This window comes from Undibacterium sp. Tian12W (assembly GCF_049339405.1).
Classification (GTDB): domain Bacteria; phylum Pseudomonadota; class Gammaproteobacteria; order Burkholderiales; family Burkholderiaceae_D; genus Undibacterium.
Map to the genome: position 1 here is coordinate 48,536 of NZ_JBMPPK010000012.1, position 13,147 is coordinate 61,682.

A 13,147-nucleotide genomic window follows, 5' to 3' on the forward strand; every position below is an offset into this window, starting at 1 on the left:
GCACACTATGTCTGAATTAAGCGTACAAGATTTAACCCTGGAATATGGTTCCGGCGCGAACGCCAACCCCATCCTCAAAGGGGTGTCGATGAATTTGCAGCGTGGCGAGGTAGTTGCCCTGTTGGGCCCCTCTGGCAGTGGCAAAACCACTTTGTTGCGCGCCGTAGCGGGGCTGGAATCACCGAAGACCGGCACCATCACCCTGGGTGAACGTGCCATTTTTGATGGTAGCAAGAATCTGGAAATACCAGCAGAACAGCGCAACCTGGGTCTGGTATTCCAGTCCTATGCCCTGTGGCCACACAAGACAGTATTCGACAATGTCGCCTACGGTCTGAAGTTGCGCAAGCTGGGCACCAGCGAAATCAGTGACAAGGTCAAGGATGTACTGGGCCAGCTGGGCCTGGGTCATCTGGGTGAACGCTTCCCGCATCAATTGTCAGGCGGCCAGCAACAGCGCGTGGCGATTGCCCGGGCACTGGTGTACAACCCACCAGTGATACTGCTGGATGAACCCCTGTCCAATCTCGATGCCAAGCTGCGTGAAGAAGCACGTGCCTTCTTGCGTGAACTGATCGTCAGGTTAAATCTGTCTGCCCTGATGGTCACGCATGACCAGGGCGAGGCGATGGCAATCTCTGACCGTATCCTGTTATTGAACAATGGTGTCATAGAACAACAGGGCACACCGCAAAGCATGTATGAAACGCCGGACACCTTGTTCACGGCTGAATTCATGGGCAGCAATAACAAGCTCAAAGGCAAGGTAATCCAGCGCAATGGCGACACCGCGACCATCAGTGTCAACGGCGCGCAATTGAGGGCGACTGTGCGTGGCAAGAATGTCGGAGAAGAAGCGACTGCCATCATCCGCCTTGAAAAAGTCAGGATCACTGACAGCCAGACTGAAAACGCCATCAAATTGCCACTGACGACCTGCATGTATCTCGGTGACCGCTGGGAATGCCTGTTTGGTCAGACAGAAGGCGGCTTGCGTGCTTACTCGCCTTTCAAGCTGAGTCCCGGTGAGTATTATCTGCAACTGGATGCCGACAAACTCTGGTTATACTAAAAGTAGCCACTGTACGGTCCAGGAAAGCCCGACATTGAATAACAATGTGGGGCTTTTTTACATTCAGGGCAGGAATTTTGCTCAAGACTGTATACTGAGGACTTATTTCATCTAATTTGCCCCACATGCCCTCAAGATGGCTAATTTCCGCGAACGCCTGCTAACAGTCTTTGCCATGCTGGTCTGCCCCTGGCAAGTGGCCAGCGCGGCCACGCCTGCCGCTGGTCTGATATCGCCGCAAGGGCAAGACATCTGGTTCTGGCTGACGCTGACCCTGGTGGCACTTGTTATCATTACTGCGGCTTATACCTGGCATGTGCGCGCCCTGAAACGGCAGAAGCGGGCGCTGGAAACTGAAATCAGGCTCAGGACTGCGGAAATACAGGCGCAAAAAGAAGAACTCGAAAAAATCAACCAGACCTTGCTGAAAGTGAACAAACGGCAAGAAGCGCAACAAAGCGAACTGACACGCTTTCTCGCCGTTGCCAGCCATGATCTGCGCCAGCCCATGCATGCGCTGAATCTTTATCTCGGTGCCTTGTTTAATTTTGAGCTGCCAGCCGCTGTGCGCCCTGTCGTGAACAATCTCAGAAACTGCGCACGTACCATGGATGACATGTTTGCGAATCTGCTCGACCTGTCGCGGCTGGATGCGGAAATCGTCGAACCGCAATTGCAGGAATTTGCGATTGCCGAAGTACTCGGCAAACTCGATGTGGAATTCACTCCCCAGGCAATCGCCAAGGGCCTGCATTTTGAAATCAACCACAGCATGGCCATCGTCAATAGCGATGCCGACCTCGTCGAACAGATCCTGCGCAACCTGATTGCGAACGCCCTGCGTTATACTCCAAAAGGCCAGGTCGTGGTCAAGTGCCTGGAGTTTGACCAGCAGTTGCAAATCGCCGTGGAAGATACCGGCATAGGCATTTCCAAACATGACCAGGAAACCATCTTTGAAGAATTCTTCCAAGTAGGGTCAGCATCTGAATCCCGACGCAGCACCGCAGGCATGGGGCTGGGCCTGGCCATCGTACAAAGACTGGTGCGGCTTTTGAATATCCCCATCAAATTGCAATCTCAACTTGGCCAGGGCTCGACATTTGCCATCAGTCTGCCTCTGGCTGCCAGCCAGGATGTAACAGACAAACATGGCCGCAGCAAGGCCAGCAACAGCGCCTCCTTGCTGCAAGCCCTGATCGTCGTTATCGATGATGATGAAAGCATACTGACAGCCATGCGTGCCTTGCTGGAACTCTGGGATGCCCGCGTCATTACCGCCACGTCCGGCAAAGAGGCGATGGCACTGTGCAGTGAAGAAATCAAGATTCCTGATTTGCTGATCTGTGATTACCGCCTCGGTTCCAATGAAAACGGCATAGACTTGGTTGCCAAGCTGCGTGAAGAATTCAATCTGCAGATACCCGCCATACTCATCACCGGCAATATCTCGCCACAATTGTCAGAAGCTGCCAAGGCTGCCGCATTGACACTGATGCACAAACCCATACAGGCAGAAAACCTGCATATGAACCTCAAGCAATTACTGAGTGAGACGAAAGAGTAAGAACCATTAGTAAGATATGGGTGCAAAGAATTTACATACTGTTTACGACTTTTACCCCTGTTTTTTAGAGAATCTTTACGCCGTGGCTGCTAATCTTGTTTTGTGTCAAACAACACGAGATTATGATGAATCACTACCCTGACAACACCTACACCTCTGAAAATTATTCAGACGTATTAAAGTCCTGCAAACGCGAGAAATTTTTATTTGAAAATCATCGCCAGCGTAAAAGCGCCTATGCGCTGAATCAACCTCTGGTTACTTATAAAACGCCGGCGAAATTGGTACAAAATGATTTCGTCATGCGCATCACGGTTGATGCTGCCAGCATCACTGAATTGCGTCATCTGATACTCAAATCCTGTGGCGAACTGGTTCTGTTCATGCGCGTCAAACCGATAGACCACGCGAGCAAAATGAAGGTATGGTTATGCCTGAGCAAGTCCTCGGTCGATACCATCATCAGTCACATCATGCGCGCCTTGCCGCAAGCTGAATTCGGGAAAATTACACCGCTGCTGGCGGCCTGATTCACAGCATCACTCTCACTACCATTTTTAAAAAGAGATCACCATGTCTATCTATGAAGGCATCTGGGTTCCGCTCGTCACGCCATTTAAAAATGGCAAACCTGAGCTCGATAAAATACAGCAACTTGCTACGCAATTGATGGCTGCAGGCGTGCACGGCCTGGTGGTCTGTGGTACGACCGGTGAAGCTGCGACATTGACTCAGCATGAGCAAAAGCAGTTGTTGGCTGCCGTGCTGGAAGTGACGAAAAATTCTTGCCCTGTGCTCATGGGTATCAGTGGTAGTGATACGCACTTGCTGGCTGAAAAAGTGCACGACTATGATGACCAGCATCTGCAAGGATTTCTGGTCAGCGCACCGTCTTATCTGCGGCCTTCGCAAGAAGGTGTGCGCCTGCATTTTGAGACCATTGCCAGAGCGACTGAGAAAAATATCGTCCTGTATAACGTGCCAGCCAGGACAGGCGTGAATATAGACCTGAGCACCGTTATCGCACTGGAAAAGCAAAAAAATATTGTCGCCATCAAGGAGAGTAGCGGCAATCTCACGCAAATGATGGGCCTGGTAAATTGCAGCCACCTGAAAGTTTTATGCGGTGACGATGCCATGTTACTTGATACGCTGAACATGGGCGGCCAAGGAGCGATTTCTGCGGCGGCGCATGTGCGGCCTGATCTGTTCGTGCAATTGTATGAACTCATGCGCGCTGATTATTTTCCTGAAGCACAGGCTCTGTTCGCCGAAATGCAGAATCTCATACGTCTGCTGTTTTCTGAATCCAATCCGGCACCTGTCAAGGCGGCACTGGCAATGCAGGGTTTGATACAGGAAGAACTGCGCTTGCCCATGACAGCCATGTCCCTCGCCGGGAAAATCAAACTCGCACAGGAACTGGAGAGGCTGGCAGATTTACCCCTGCCTGTCAAAGCCAGGCGCTTGCCTGCTCCAGTTATCAATAATATCCGCTCGCTGCGCATGGTGCGCTAAGCACAAAGAAATTACCTATGATCATCACCATTGCACATGGCTCGGGAGACTGCGCCAAATCCATCGTGGCCGACAACCTCGCTACCTTGCGTACACTGTCAGGCAGCAAACTCATCTTGCTCGATAACGATGCCCGTCATTCATCACTGGACTGGAGCCGTGCCCGCCGCCGCAGTATAGATTGCACACCAGTCACGGTACGCAGGGTCAGCGGCAAGGGCATGCAGGCTGAACTGGAAAACCTGGGTTTTCATTACCAGGATATCGTCATTGATGCAGAAGCACGCGACTGTATGGGCAGCCGCAGCGCCTTGCAGGCGGCGCATGTCACGATACTCGTCATCGACCTTGATCAACTGGAGCAATTACAAGAGCATGAACTAGGCACGCGTATGCAACTTGCACAGGCAGAAAACACGCGCATGCGCACCCTGGTCGTCATGAGCTGTAGTGATGTGCAGGCTGCTGCCGATAAAGTGGCCAGGGTAAAAGATTTCGTCAGCAAGCTGGACTCTGCAGAATTATTTCCCTACCCCTTATTCTGCGGTGGCAGTTTTCATCAGGCGTATCAGCATGGCTTGTCAGTCTGCGAATACCCTGCTGCTCACCCTATGACCATCAAGGCCATGCATGTCTTGTCCGGCAAAGTGTTTGCCAGTCACTGAGTTATATATACCCACGCAATGAAACGCCTGCTTATTGCACTGGCTGCATACAGCAGCATGACTTTGTCTGGCTTTGCTGTACTTGCCTGTTTGCAGATACAAGACCTGAGATTGCAGATAATTTCTGGACTGATACTGCTCGCAACTGCTATCGGCATCTTCATGGGGATCAAGCAAAAGAATAAAGAAACTGAGCAGGGCTTTGGCATCTCGGTTTGCTTGATGGCCGCAGCATCTCTGTCTTCACTCGCAGCGTATCAAACGAATAGAAATGGCTGGCTAATAGAAGCTATGCTGTTGCTCGTCTTTCCCAGCTTCATACAGCTAGTAATCGCACTTCCGGGTAAGCAACGACCGCGTCAAAAGAACTATGCACTGCTACTCATCAGTTTGCAAAAATTGTTGGCCCTGATAATAATCATGCTGGCAACTCAAGAACTGTTGGCTGGCATGCATGAGCAGTTTTCTTCAGGGTTGCACCTGCCATGAGAGTGGCAATAGTGACTGCAGACTTTGCGGCAGCAACTTCTAGCACTGCGACCAGGCTGGCTGAACGCCGGGCACATTCGGGCAGGAACGTTTTATTGCTCAAACAAAATTGCGAGAGAAAACAGGCGAATCAATACCGGAACAAAGCTGAAAATATTGCTTGGTCGCGTTTGGAGATCAAAGCGGGCGCCAGATCCAGTTTACTTTCTGCCAATGCCATGACCAAAGAGCTGGTGCCCGGACATACCGATTTTCACGATATTGTGATGGATATTCCGAAGCCATTTTATGCAGATGCAGTCACTGCTTTATCTTGTAGTGATTTGCTGATCTGTCATACAGAACTGGATACATGGGATAAAGAAAAACAGGCAAAACTCTATAAATGCATCAGACTGGCACGCAGTAAAAATACGCATTTACCAGTGCTGATCACTATAGATAAAATCGCTTGCATGCAAAGCCAGGGATTTGTCAGTCAGCTATGTCAACATCTGTGCCATATCAAGTTCATTTACCTCGATGTAGCAAATGATATGTCGATGAAACAGCTTTACAAGGCAATCTATTTGCCATGATTGCCTTGTTCCATATTCACAAATAAAGCTATTCAAAAAAAGAGACCTGAGTTTTGTAGGGTGCGCCGTGCGCACCATTTCTCGTACACTCACACCATTTTTGACAAGGGAAACGGTGCGCATGGCGCACCCTACAATGTTAATCAGGATTTATTCAAAACGTTTTGCTAACCGTGACTACCAGCGCTGTCTTGCCCAGGAACTTGCCGTTGGCTGGCGATGCGTAAGCGACTTCACCGGCATTGGTGCCGATGACGGCTACTGCACCTGTGACTATACCAAAGTCTTTGGTCAGGCCCAACTTCCAGTCTGTATAACTGTAAACGCCATTGTTCTTCACTTGCTGGCGACCGGCATGCAGGTTCAGTGTCAGGCCAGTGGCCATTTCTACATTTGCGCCCAGGTCCAGATAACCACTGTTTTTACTATCGGCAAAACCGAACAGGTTAGTCACAGAGTGTGAATATTTGGCATAGGCCGGGCCGTAAGAAAGCTGGCCATAAATTTCTGTCGTGTTGGCACTGACTGCTAGTCCATTTGATGGATAGACGTAGCTGAGTATGCCGACGTCATAACTGATGTCCTTAGCGACTTCACCGCGCTTGCCGGCATACAGATCAATTTCTACATCACCACCACCACCGGCATCCTTGGTCCATTTGATGGTCGATGCCCATGTGCCGACATAAAAGCCGCTGGGGTTATGAGTATAGTCAGCACCACCCTGCAATGCTGCCTGCAGGCGTGTTTGCGAAATGCCGCGATAACGATAGTCAGAAGTCACTGCTGCATTGAAGCTGACTTCATGCTCAGGCTTGGCATCTTCTGCGCTGGCGTATCCTGCAAAAAAGACGGTGCTGATGGCTGCTGCCATGATGAGTTTTTTCATTTGAGTCCTCTCAAAAAAGTATTTGCAAAATTTAAGGATGCAAAAGTCCCACCGACTAGCAAAGACTGCTGCCGGTTATTCAATATTTGTATGTTTTTAGCTAGGTAAGAGCAGGCGGTAACCTATCGCTGTCTCAGTCAGCAGATAACGCGGTTGCGCCGGGTCATCTTCGAGTTTCTGTCGCAAATGTCCCATGTAGATGCGCAGGTAATGACCGCTTTCGGAATGGCTGGGCCCCCAGACTTCACGCAGTAATTGCGGGTTGGTGACAACACGGCCCACATTGGTGACCAGCACCATCAGCAGCCGGAATTCTGTCGGTGTCAGCTTCACCATATTGCCAGCCTTGGTGACCAGGCGGGCTTTCATATCGACCTTGACATCACCGAACTGGACTATGCCATCCAGATTGACACCAGGCTGGCGCTGACGCCTGAAGGTGGCGCGTACGCGTGCCAGTAATTCACCGACACCGAAAGGCTTGCTGAGGTAATCATCCGCCCCGGCGTCCAGCGCCTTGATCTTGTCTTGTTCACTGACGCGGGCAGACAAGACGATGATGGGTACGTTAGACCATTTGCGTACATCAAGTATGAAGTCGATGCCGTCGCCATCTGGCAAACCCAGATCAAGAATGATGAGGTCAGGCTGGCGCGTACCGGCGTCCACCAGGCCGCGTTGCAGGTTGACTGACTCATGGACTTGCCATTCCTCTTCTTCCAGCGCATTGCGGACGAAGCGGCGAATTTGCGGCTCATCTTCCACCAGAAGGGCAACTGGCATTGCTTGGTTAGTTGTATTCATTTTTTTGTTTCTGATTATTCTTCCAGGTCTGGCATCGCTGGTGGTGTACCCAGAGGCAAGGTGAAGACAAAGCAGGCTCCACCATCGGGCGAATGTCCAGCATGCATGCTGCCCTTGTGGGCAGCGATAATGGCACGGCAAATTGCCAGCCCAAGGCCAACGCCGGGCAGTGCAGATTCACGTTCACCACGGGTAAATTTTTCAAATATGGCTTCTTCACGCCCGGCTGGCAAACCCGGCCCGTTGTCATAGACCTTGGCTTCCAACATGCTGCCGTTGAGCTCGGCTGAAATGGTGATGCGAGAATTTTCTGGCGTATATTTGCAGGCATTTTCCAGCAGGTTACACAAAACCCGTTCTATCAGCACAGCATCAAAATTGATGAGAGGTAAAGCAGCTTCCAGCCTGGTTTCCACTTGATGTGTTTGCAATTGCGCGCTGCAAATGCGCAGGGAAGTGCCGACTACTTCTTCAAAAGTCTGCCATTGCAGATTCAGTTTGACTTCGCCGCTTTCTATCCTTGCCATGTCGAGCAGATTAGTCACCAGGGCAGACAGGCGCAAGGTCTCATCACGCAGGGCTTGCGCCATATGCAATTGTGCATCTGCCAGCGTGGGTTTGGACATGGCCAGGGATTCCGAGATGCCTACCAGCGAAGTCAAGGGCGTGCGCAAATCATGCGACAACGCAGCCAGCAATGAATTGCGCAGGCGTTCAGATTCCATATGGATCAGGGCATCTTGCGCGACCTCGATATAGTGCACGCGTTCCAGCGCGATAGCTGCCAGGGCGGCGAAGGTATCGAGTTGCTGCCTTTGCTCGGGGATCATGATCCAGCGCTTGCTCTCTGGCTGTATCGCCAGCAAGCCACGGGTACGCATAGGGGCCACCAGCGGCAGGTAAAAGAAATTACTGGCGGGCAGGGTGTCTGTGCCTATGCCTGCGGCTTCTACCTTGTCGAAAGCCCATTGCGCGATGCCCATGTCCAGGCCGCTCACCGTATTGTTGGGAGGTAGCAAACGCCCGTTATCATCCGGTAACAACAGGGTTGCCTGGGCGCGGAAAGCTCTTTGTATGATGAGCTGGGTGGTTTCTGAAATCTGTTCTGCCAATAAAACCCCGGATAAGTCACGGGCGAATTCATACAAGGCACGCGCCCGCGATTCCCTGTGGGATGCCACCCTGGCCTGATAGCGCAGATCAGCAGTCAAATGACCAGTGATCAGACCGACCAAAAGCATGACTGCGAATGTCATCAGGTATTGCAGGTCGCTGACTGCGAATGAAAAACGTGGTGGTACAAAAAAGAAATCGAATACAGCAATACCAACAATGGTGGAAAGTACCGAAGGGCCACGCCCAAATTTGACGGCCACCAGCACCACCGTCAATAAAAACAGCATGGCGATATTGACGAGATTGAATACCTCAAATAAGGGCGTAGCTATCAGGCCGGTGGAAACACTGGCCAGCACCGCATAAACATAACGCCAATGCCGTGCTGGTACGCGCGGGCTGGGCAGCTCACTGGCACTGCCAGGCGCTGCATTTTTTTCATGATCATTGTCGGTAGCACTAGTGCGGCTTTGTCCAACCTCAATCAAGTCCAGGTCGGGTGCATAGGCCGCAATATCATGCAGATGCGTCGTTTGACGCCAGGCAAATCGCCATTTGCTTGCTTTACTCCGTCCGAGGACTATGCGTGAAAAATTATGGCTATGGGCATAATCAACAACCGCCAGGGCAATGTCCTTGCCAGTCAATACTGCTGTCAAAGCCCCCAGGTCTTGCGCCAGCTTCAGGGTTTTCAAAATCCGTTCACGCTGCCCAGATGGCAGCCTTTGCAACTGCGGCGTCTCTACATACACGGCATGCCATTCTGCATTCATCTGGCTGGCCAGGCGGGCGGCGCTGCGTACCAGGTGGTCGGCATCCCCGTGTGGGCCTATGCAGGCCAGCAGAGCGGCATCGGTCTTCCAGATCGTGCCTATGGATTTTTCTATGCGATAAGCTTGTACATCATCTTCTACCCTGTCGGCAGTACGGCGCAGGGCCAGTTCGCGCAAGGCGATCAGATTACCTTTGCGAAAAAAATTCTTGGCAGCGCGTTCCGCCTGTTGCAGCTTATAAACACGGCCAGACTTGAGCCTGGCCAATAACTCGTCAGCCGGAATATCCACCAGCACGACTTCATCGGCCTCATCAAACACCTTGTCGGGCAGGGTTTCATTGACGCGTATGCCGGTGATGCCACCGACGACATCATTCAGGCTTTCCAGATGCTGGACATTGACAGTGGTATACACATCAATACCGGCACTCAGCAATTCATCAACATCTTGCCAGCGTTTGGGATGGCGTGAACCGGCAGCATTGGAATGCGCCAGTTCATCCATCAGTATCAAGGGTGGGTGACGCTCCAGCGCTGTGTCTATGTCAAATTCACTGAGAGTCTTGTCGCGGTAGGCGATGACTCTGGGTGGCAAGACTTCGAGACCATCGACCAGGGCTGCGGTTTCATCACGACCATGGGTTTCTATGACACCAACCAGTACCTGCTGGCCCTCGGCCACCAGCTTGCGGGCGGCAGTCAGCATGGCGTAGGTCTTGCCTACGCCGGCGGATGCACCGAAATAGATACGCAGCTTGCCACGCGTGGCCCTGCGCTCTTGCTCCTGCACATGGGCAAGCAAGACATCAGGGTCAGGGCGTTGTTCGCTATTAGTGGCCATATTGATCTTATTTTTAAACTACTTGCTGAGCTTGTCCAGTGCCAGATTCAAAGCCAACACATTGACCCTGGCCTCACCCAGCAAACCCAGGGCAGGATGTTGCGCCAACTGGTCTATGATAGCCTTGACTTGCGACTCTTGCAGCTTGCGTTCGCGGGCCACCCTGGCCAGCTGGTAATTGGCAGCCGCCAGGCTGATTTCAGGGTCAAGCCCACTGGCCGATGCCGTCACCAGATCGACAGGTATTTTTGCCGTATTGCCAGGATCAGCCGCCTTCAATGCCTCAACCCGGCCTTTGATGGCATCAAATTGCGCCACATTGGTGGGGCCAAAGTTGGAACCGCTGGATGCCAGGGCATTGTTCGGCATAGGGCCAGTCGCAGACGGCCTGCCCCAAAAGTATTTTGGCGACGAGAAAGACTGGCCTATCAGAGAAGAACCCACAGTCTTGCCACCCTGTACGATCAGGCTGCCTTCTGCCTGATCGTTAAAAATTACCTTACCCAGACCTGTCATCGCATAGGGATAGATGACGCCAACCACCAGTGTCAGCCCGGCGAGCAGGACGATGGCGGGGCGGAAAATTGAACTACCAGTGTCATTGTTTGTAATAGTACTCATGATGTTTCCTTATTGAGCAATGTAAATTCAAGCGAGGTGCAACACAGCCAGGATGACATCAATGAGCTTGATACCAACAAAAGGCAGGACTATGCCACCCAGGCCATAGATCAACAGATTACGGCGCAACAGCAGCGATGCACCGATGGCGCGGTATTTCACACCTTTCAAAGCCAGCGGGATCAGGAAGACGATGATCAGGGCATTGAAGATCACCGCAGACATGATGGCCGATGAAGGGCTGGTCAGGTGCATGATATCCAGCGCCTTGAGCTGTGGATAAGTGGCAACAAAGGCTGCGGGGATAATCGCAAAATACTTGGCGATATCATTCGCAATCGAGAACGTCGTCAGCGAACCGCGTGTCATCAGCATCTGTTTGCCTATCTCGACGATTTCCAGCAGCTTGGTAGGGTTGGAATCCAGATCCACCATATTGCCTGCCTCTTTTGCCGCCTGCGTGCCAGAAGCCATGGCCACTGCCACGTCAGCCTGTGCCAGTGCTGGTGCATCATTGGTGCCGTCACCTGTCATGGCCACCAGGCGGCCTTCAGACTGGTAACTGCGTATCAGCTTGAGTTTGTCTTCTGGCGTGGCTTCTGCCAAAAAGTCATCGACACCGGCCTCGGCAGCGATGGCAGCAGCTGTCAGGCGGTTGTCGCCAGTGATCATGATGGTCTTGATACCCATGCGGCGCAGCTCGGCAAACCTTTCCTTGATACCGCCCTTGACGATATCTTTCAGTTCTATCGCGCCCATGACCTTGCCATCATCGACCACCACCAATGGGGTGCTGCCACGGCGTGAAATATCATCCACGGTCTTGCTAAGTTCGGCAGGGAAGGGGCGACCCAGGGATTCAACAAATTTCTTGACGGAATCTGCAGCGCCCTTGCGTATCTGACGGTTACCGATATCGACACCACTCATGCGGGTTTGTGCGGTGAATTGCACGAAAGTCGCATTCAGGCTGGCCATTTCACGTTCACGCAGATTGTATTTTTGCTTGGCGAAGATGACGATGCTGCGGCCTTCTGGCGTTTCATCTGCGAGAGACGCCAATTGGGCAGAGTCAGCCAGTTGTGGCAGGCTCACACCAGGGGCAGGGAAAAAGTCAGATGCCTGGCGGTTACCCAGGGTGATGGTGCCGGTTTTATCCAGCATCAAGACATCAACGTCACCAGCAGCCTCCACCGCACGGCCAGACGTGGCGATGACATTCGCCTGCATCATGCGGCTCATGCCAGCTACACCAATGGCAGACAGCAAGCCACCTATGGTGGTGGGGATCAGGCAAACCAGCAAGGCGATCAGCACCGTGATAGAGATAGGGGCAGAAGCAAAACCCGCTGCCTTGGCGGCATCGACACTGAACAGTGAGAATGGCAACAGGGTCACAGTCACCACCAGGAAAATAATGGTCAGGGCCACCAGCAAAATGGTCAGGGCAACTTCATTCGGGGTCTTCTGGCGTTTCGCGCCTTCTACCATGGCGATCATGCGGTCGATGAAGGCTTCGCCGGGGTTGGATGTCACGCGCATCACCAGCCAGTCAGACAAGACGCGGGTACCGCCGGTGACGGCAGAAAAGTCACCGCCTGATTCACGTATCACGGGTGCAGATTCACCGGTGATGGCGCTTTCATCGACTGTCGCTACACCTTCTATGACTTCACCATCGATAGGAATGACGTCATTGGCTTCGACCAGTACCACATCGCCCTTGCGCAAGTCATTGGCCTGGGCTGGCAGCCAGGTGGTGCCATGTTTTGGTATCGCCAGTTTCTTGGCCATCACGGTTTGCTTCAATGCGCGCAGGGAAGCGGCCTGGGCCTTGCTGCGTCCCTCTGCCAGTGCTTCGGCAAAATTGGCGAACAGAACAGTGAACCATAACCAGATGGAAATCGCCAGGATAAAGCCAGGGCTGGCTTCCCCTTCACCCATCAGGGATTGCACGAACAGCATGCTGGTGATGATGCTGCCTACATACACGACAAACATCACAGGGCTGCGCAATTGCGTGCGTGGGCTGAGTTTTTTGAATGAATCGATGACGGCAGGCATGATCAGGCTGCTGTCAAACAGCGACAGGCGTGGCTTGCCGCCGGATATGGAGTCGCCAGCTTGTCCAGCGCCAGGTTTGGCGGCTGTATTGACTTTGCTGTCTATCGACTTTTGTACACTGGTACTAGACATTTTAATCCCCTTAAAC

12 protein-coding genes are annotated in these 13,147 nt (G+C 52.3%); 7 read left to right on the top strand and 5 right to left on the bottom strand.

Annotated features, from left to right (window positions below; all coding sequences use genetic code 11):
* Positions 1-7: 7 nt before the first annotated feature.
* From ACO0LI_RS16245 to ACO0LI_RS16275, 7 genes are all read left to right on the top strand, one after another.
* A complete protein-coding gene (locus tag ACO0LI_RS16245; RefSeq protein WP_423033719.1) occupies positions 8-1,072 on the top strand; it encodes an ABC transporter ATP-binding protein in 1,065 nt (354 codons plus the stop codon).
* A gap of 136 nt (positions 1,073-1,208) precedes the next feature.
* On the top strand, positions 1,209-2,639 hold the full coding sequence (locus ACO0LI_RS16250) for a hybrid sensor histidine kinase/response regulator (RefSeq protein ID WP_423033721.1): 1,431 nt from the start codon (positions 1,209-1,211) through the stop codon (positions 2,637-2,639).
* Positions 2,640-2,764: 125 nt separating this feature from the next.
* Complete coding sequence (locus ACO0LI_RS16255) at positions 2,765-3,169, top strand: hypothetical protein (protein WP_423033723.1); 405 nt, start codon at positions 2,765-2,767, stop codon at positions 3,167-3,169.
* A 43-nt stretch (positions 3,170-3,212) separates the two neighbouring features.
* Positions 3,213-4,157 (top strand): 4-hydroxy-tetrahydrodipicolinate synthase, encoded by a 945-nt coding sequence (dapA, locus tag ACO0LI_RS16260; protein WP_423033725.1) that lies wholly within the window; start codon positions 3,213-3,215, stop codon positions 4,155-4,157.
* Positions 4,158-4,174: 17 nt separating this feature from the next.
* Entirely contained in the window at positions 4,175-4,822 is a 648-nt protein-coding gene (locus ACO0LI_RS16265) for a hypothetical protein (RefSeq protein ID WP_423033727.1), read from the top strand.
* A gap of 63 nt (positions 4,823-4,885) precedes the next feature.
* Positions 4,886-5,311: a hypothetical protein gene (locus ACO0LI_RS16270; RefSeq protein WP_423033729.1), complete on the top strand. Its 426-nt coding sequence runs from the start codon at positions 4,886-4,888 to the stop codon at positions 5,309-5,311.
* A gap of 11 nt (positions 5,312-5,322) precedes the next feature.
* Complete coding sequence (locus ACO0LI_RS16275) at positions 5,323-5,889, top strand: hypothetical protein (protein WP_423033731.1); 567 nt, start codon at positions 5,323-5,325, stop codon at positions 5,887-5,889.
* A 154-nt stretch (positions 5,890-6,043) separates the two neighbouring features.
* Here the strand turns inward: ACO0LI_RS16275 and ACO0LI_RS16280 are convergent, their stop codons facing one another.
* From ACO0LI_RS16280 to kdpB, 5 genes are all read right to left on the bottom strand, one after another.
* On the bottom strand, positions 6,044-6,778 hold the full coding sequence (locus tag ACO0LI_RS16280; protein WP_423033733.1) for a TorF family putative porin: 735 nt from the start codon (positions 6,776-6,778) through the stop codon (positions 6,044-6,046).
* Positions 6,779-6,874: 96 nt separating this feature from the next.
* Positions 6,875-7,582, bottom strand: coding sequence for a two-component system response regulator KdpE (kdpE, locus tag ACO0LI_RS16285; RefSeq protein WP_423033735.1), 708 nt, complete (start codon positions 7,580-7,582; stop codon positions 6,875-6,877).
* A gap of 14 nt (positions 7,583-7,596) precedes the next feature.
* On the bottom strand, positions 7,597-10,314 hold the full coding sequence (gene kdpD, locus ACO0LI_RS16290; protein ID WP_423033737.1) for a two-component system sensor histidine kinase KdpD: 2,718 nt from the start codon (positions 10,312-10,314) through the stop codon (positions 7,597-7,599).
* Between the two features lie 18 nt (positions 10,315-10,332).
* A complete protein-coding gene (gene kdpC, locus ACO0LI_RS16295; RefSeq protein ID WP_423033739.1) occupies positions 10,333-10,935 on the bottom strand; it encodes a potassium-transporting ATPase subunit KdpC in 603 nt (200 codons plus the stop codon).
* A 27-nt stretch (positions 10,936-10,962) separates the two neighbouring features.
* Positions 10,963-13,131, bottom strand: coding sequence for a potassium-transporting ATPase subunit KdpB (kdpB, locus tag ACO0LI_RS16300; RefSeq protein ID WP_423033741.1), 2,169 nt, complete (start codon positions 13,129-13,131; stop codon positions 10,963-10,965).
* Between the last annotated feature and the right edge of the window lie 16 nt (positions 13,132-13,147).

Excerpts from the sequence above, each read along its gene's own strand:
- ACO0LI_RS16245 (WP_423033719.1), top strand. The coding sequence starts at position 8 with ATGTCTGAATTAAGCGTACAAGATTTAACCCTGGAATATGGTTCCGGC.
- ACO0LI_RS16250 (WP_423033721.1), top strand. The coding sequence starts at position 1,209 with ATGGCTAATTTCCGCGAACGCCTGCTAACAGTCTTTGCCATGCTGGTC.
- ACO0LI_RS16255 (WP_423033723.1), top strand. The coding sequence starts at position 2,765 with ATGAATCACTACCCTGACAACACCTACACCTCTGAAAATTATTCAGAC.
- dapA (WP_423033725.1), top strand. The coding sequence starts at position 3,213 with ATGTCTATCTATGAAGGCATCTGGGTTCCGCTCGTCACGCCATTTAAA.
- ACO0LI_RS16265 (WP_423033727.1), top strand. The coding sequence starts at position 4,175 with ATGATCATCACCATTGCACATGGCTCGGGAGACTGCGCCAAATCCATC.
- ACO0LI_RS16280 (WP_423033733.1), bottom strand. The coding sequence starts at position 6,778 with ATGAAAAAACTCATCATGGCAGCAGCCATCAGCACCGTCTTTTTTGCA.
- kdpE (WP_423033735.1), bottom strand. The coding sequence starts at position 7,582 with ATGAATACAACTAACCAAGCAATGCCAGTTGCCCTTCTGGTGGAAGAT.
- kdpD (WP_423033737.1), bottom strand. The coding sequence starts at position 10,314 with ATGGCCACTAATAGCGAACAACGCCCTGACCCTGATGTCTTGCTTGCC.
- kdpC (WP_423033739.1), bottom strand. The coding sequence starts at position 10,935 with ATGAGTACTATTACAAACAATGACACTGGTAGTTCAATTTTCCGCCCC.
- kdpB (WP_423033741.1), bottom strand. The coding sequence starts at position 13,131 with ATGTCTAGTACCAGTGTACAAAAGTCGATAGACAGCAAAGTCAATACA.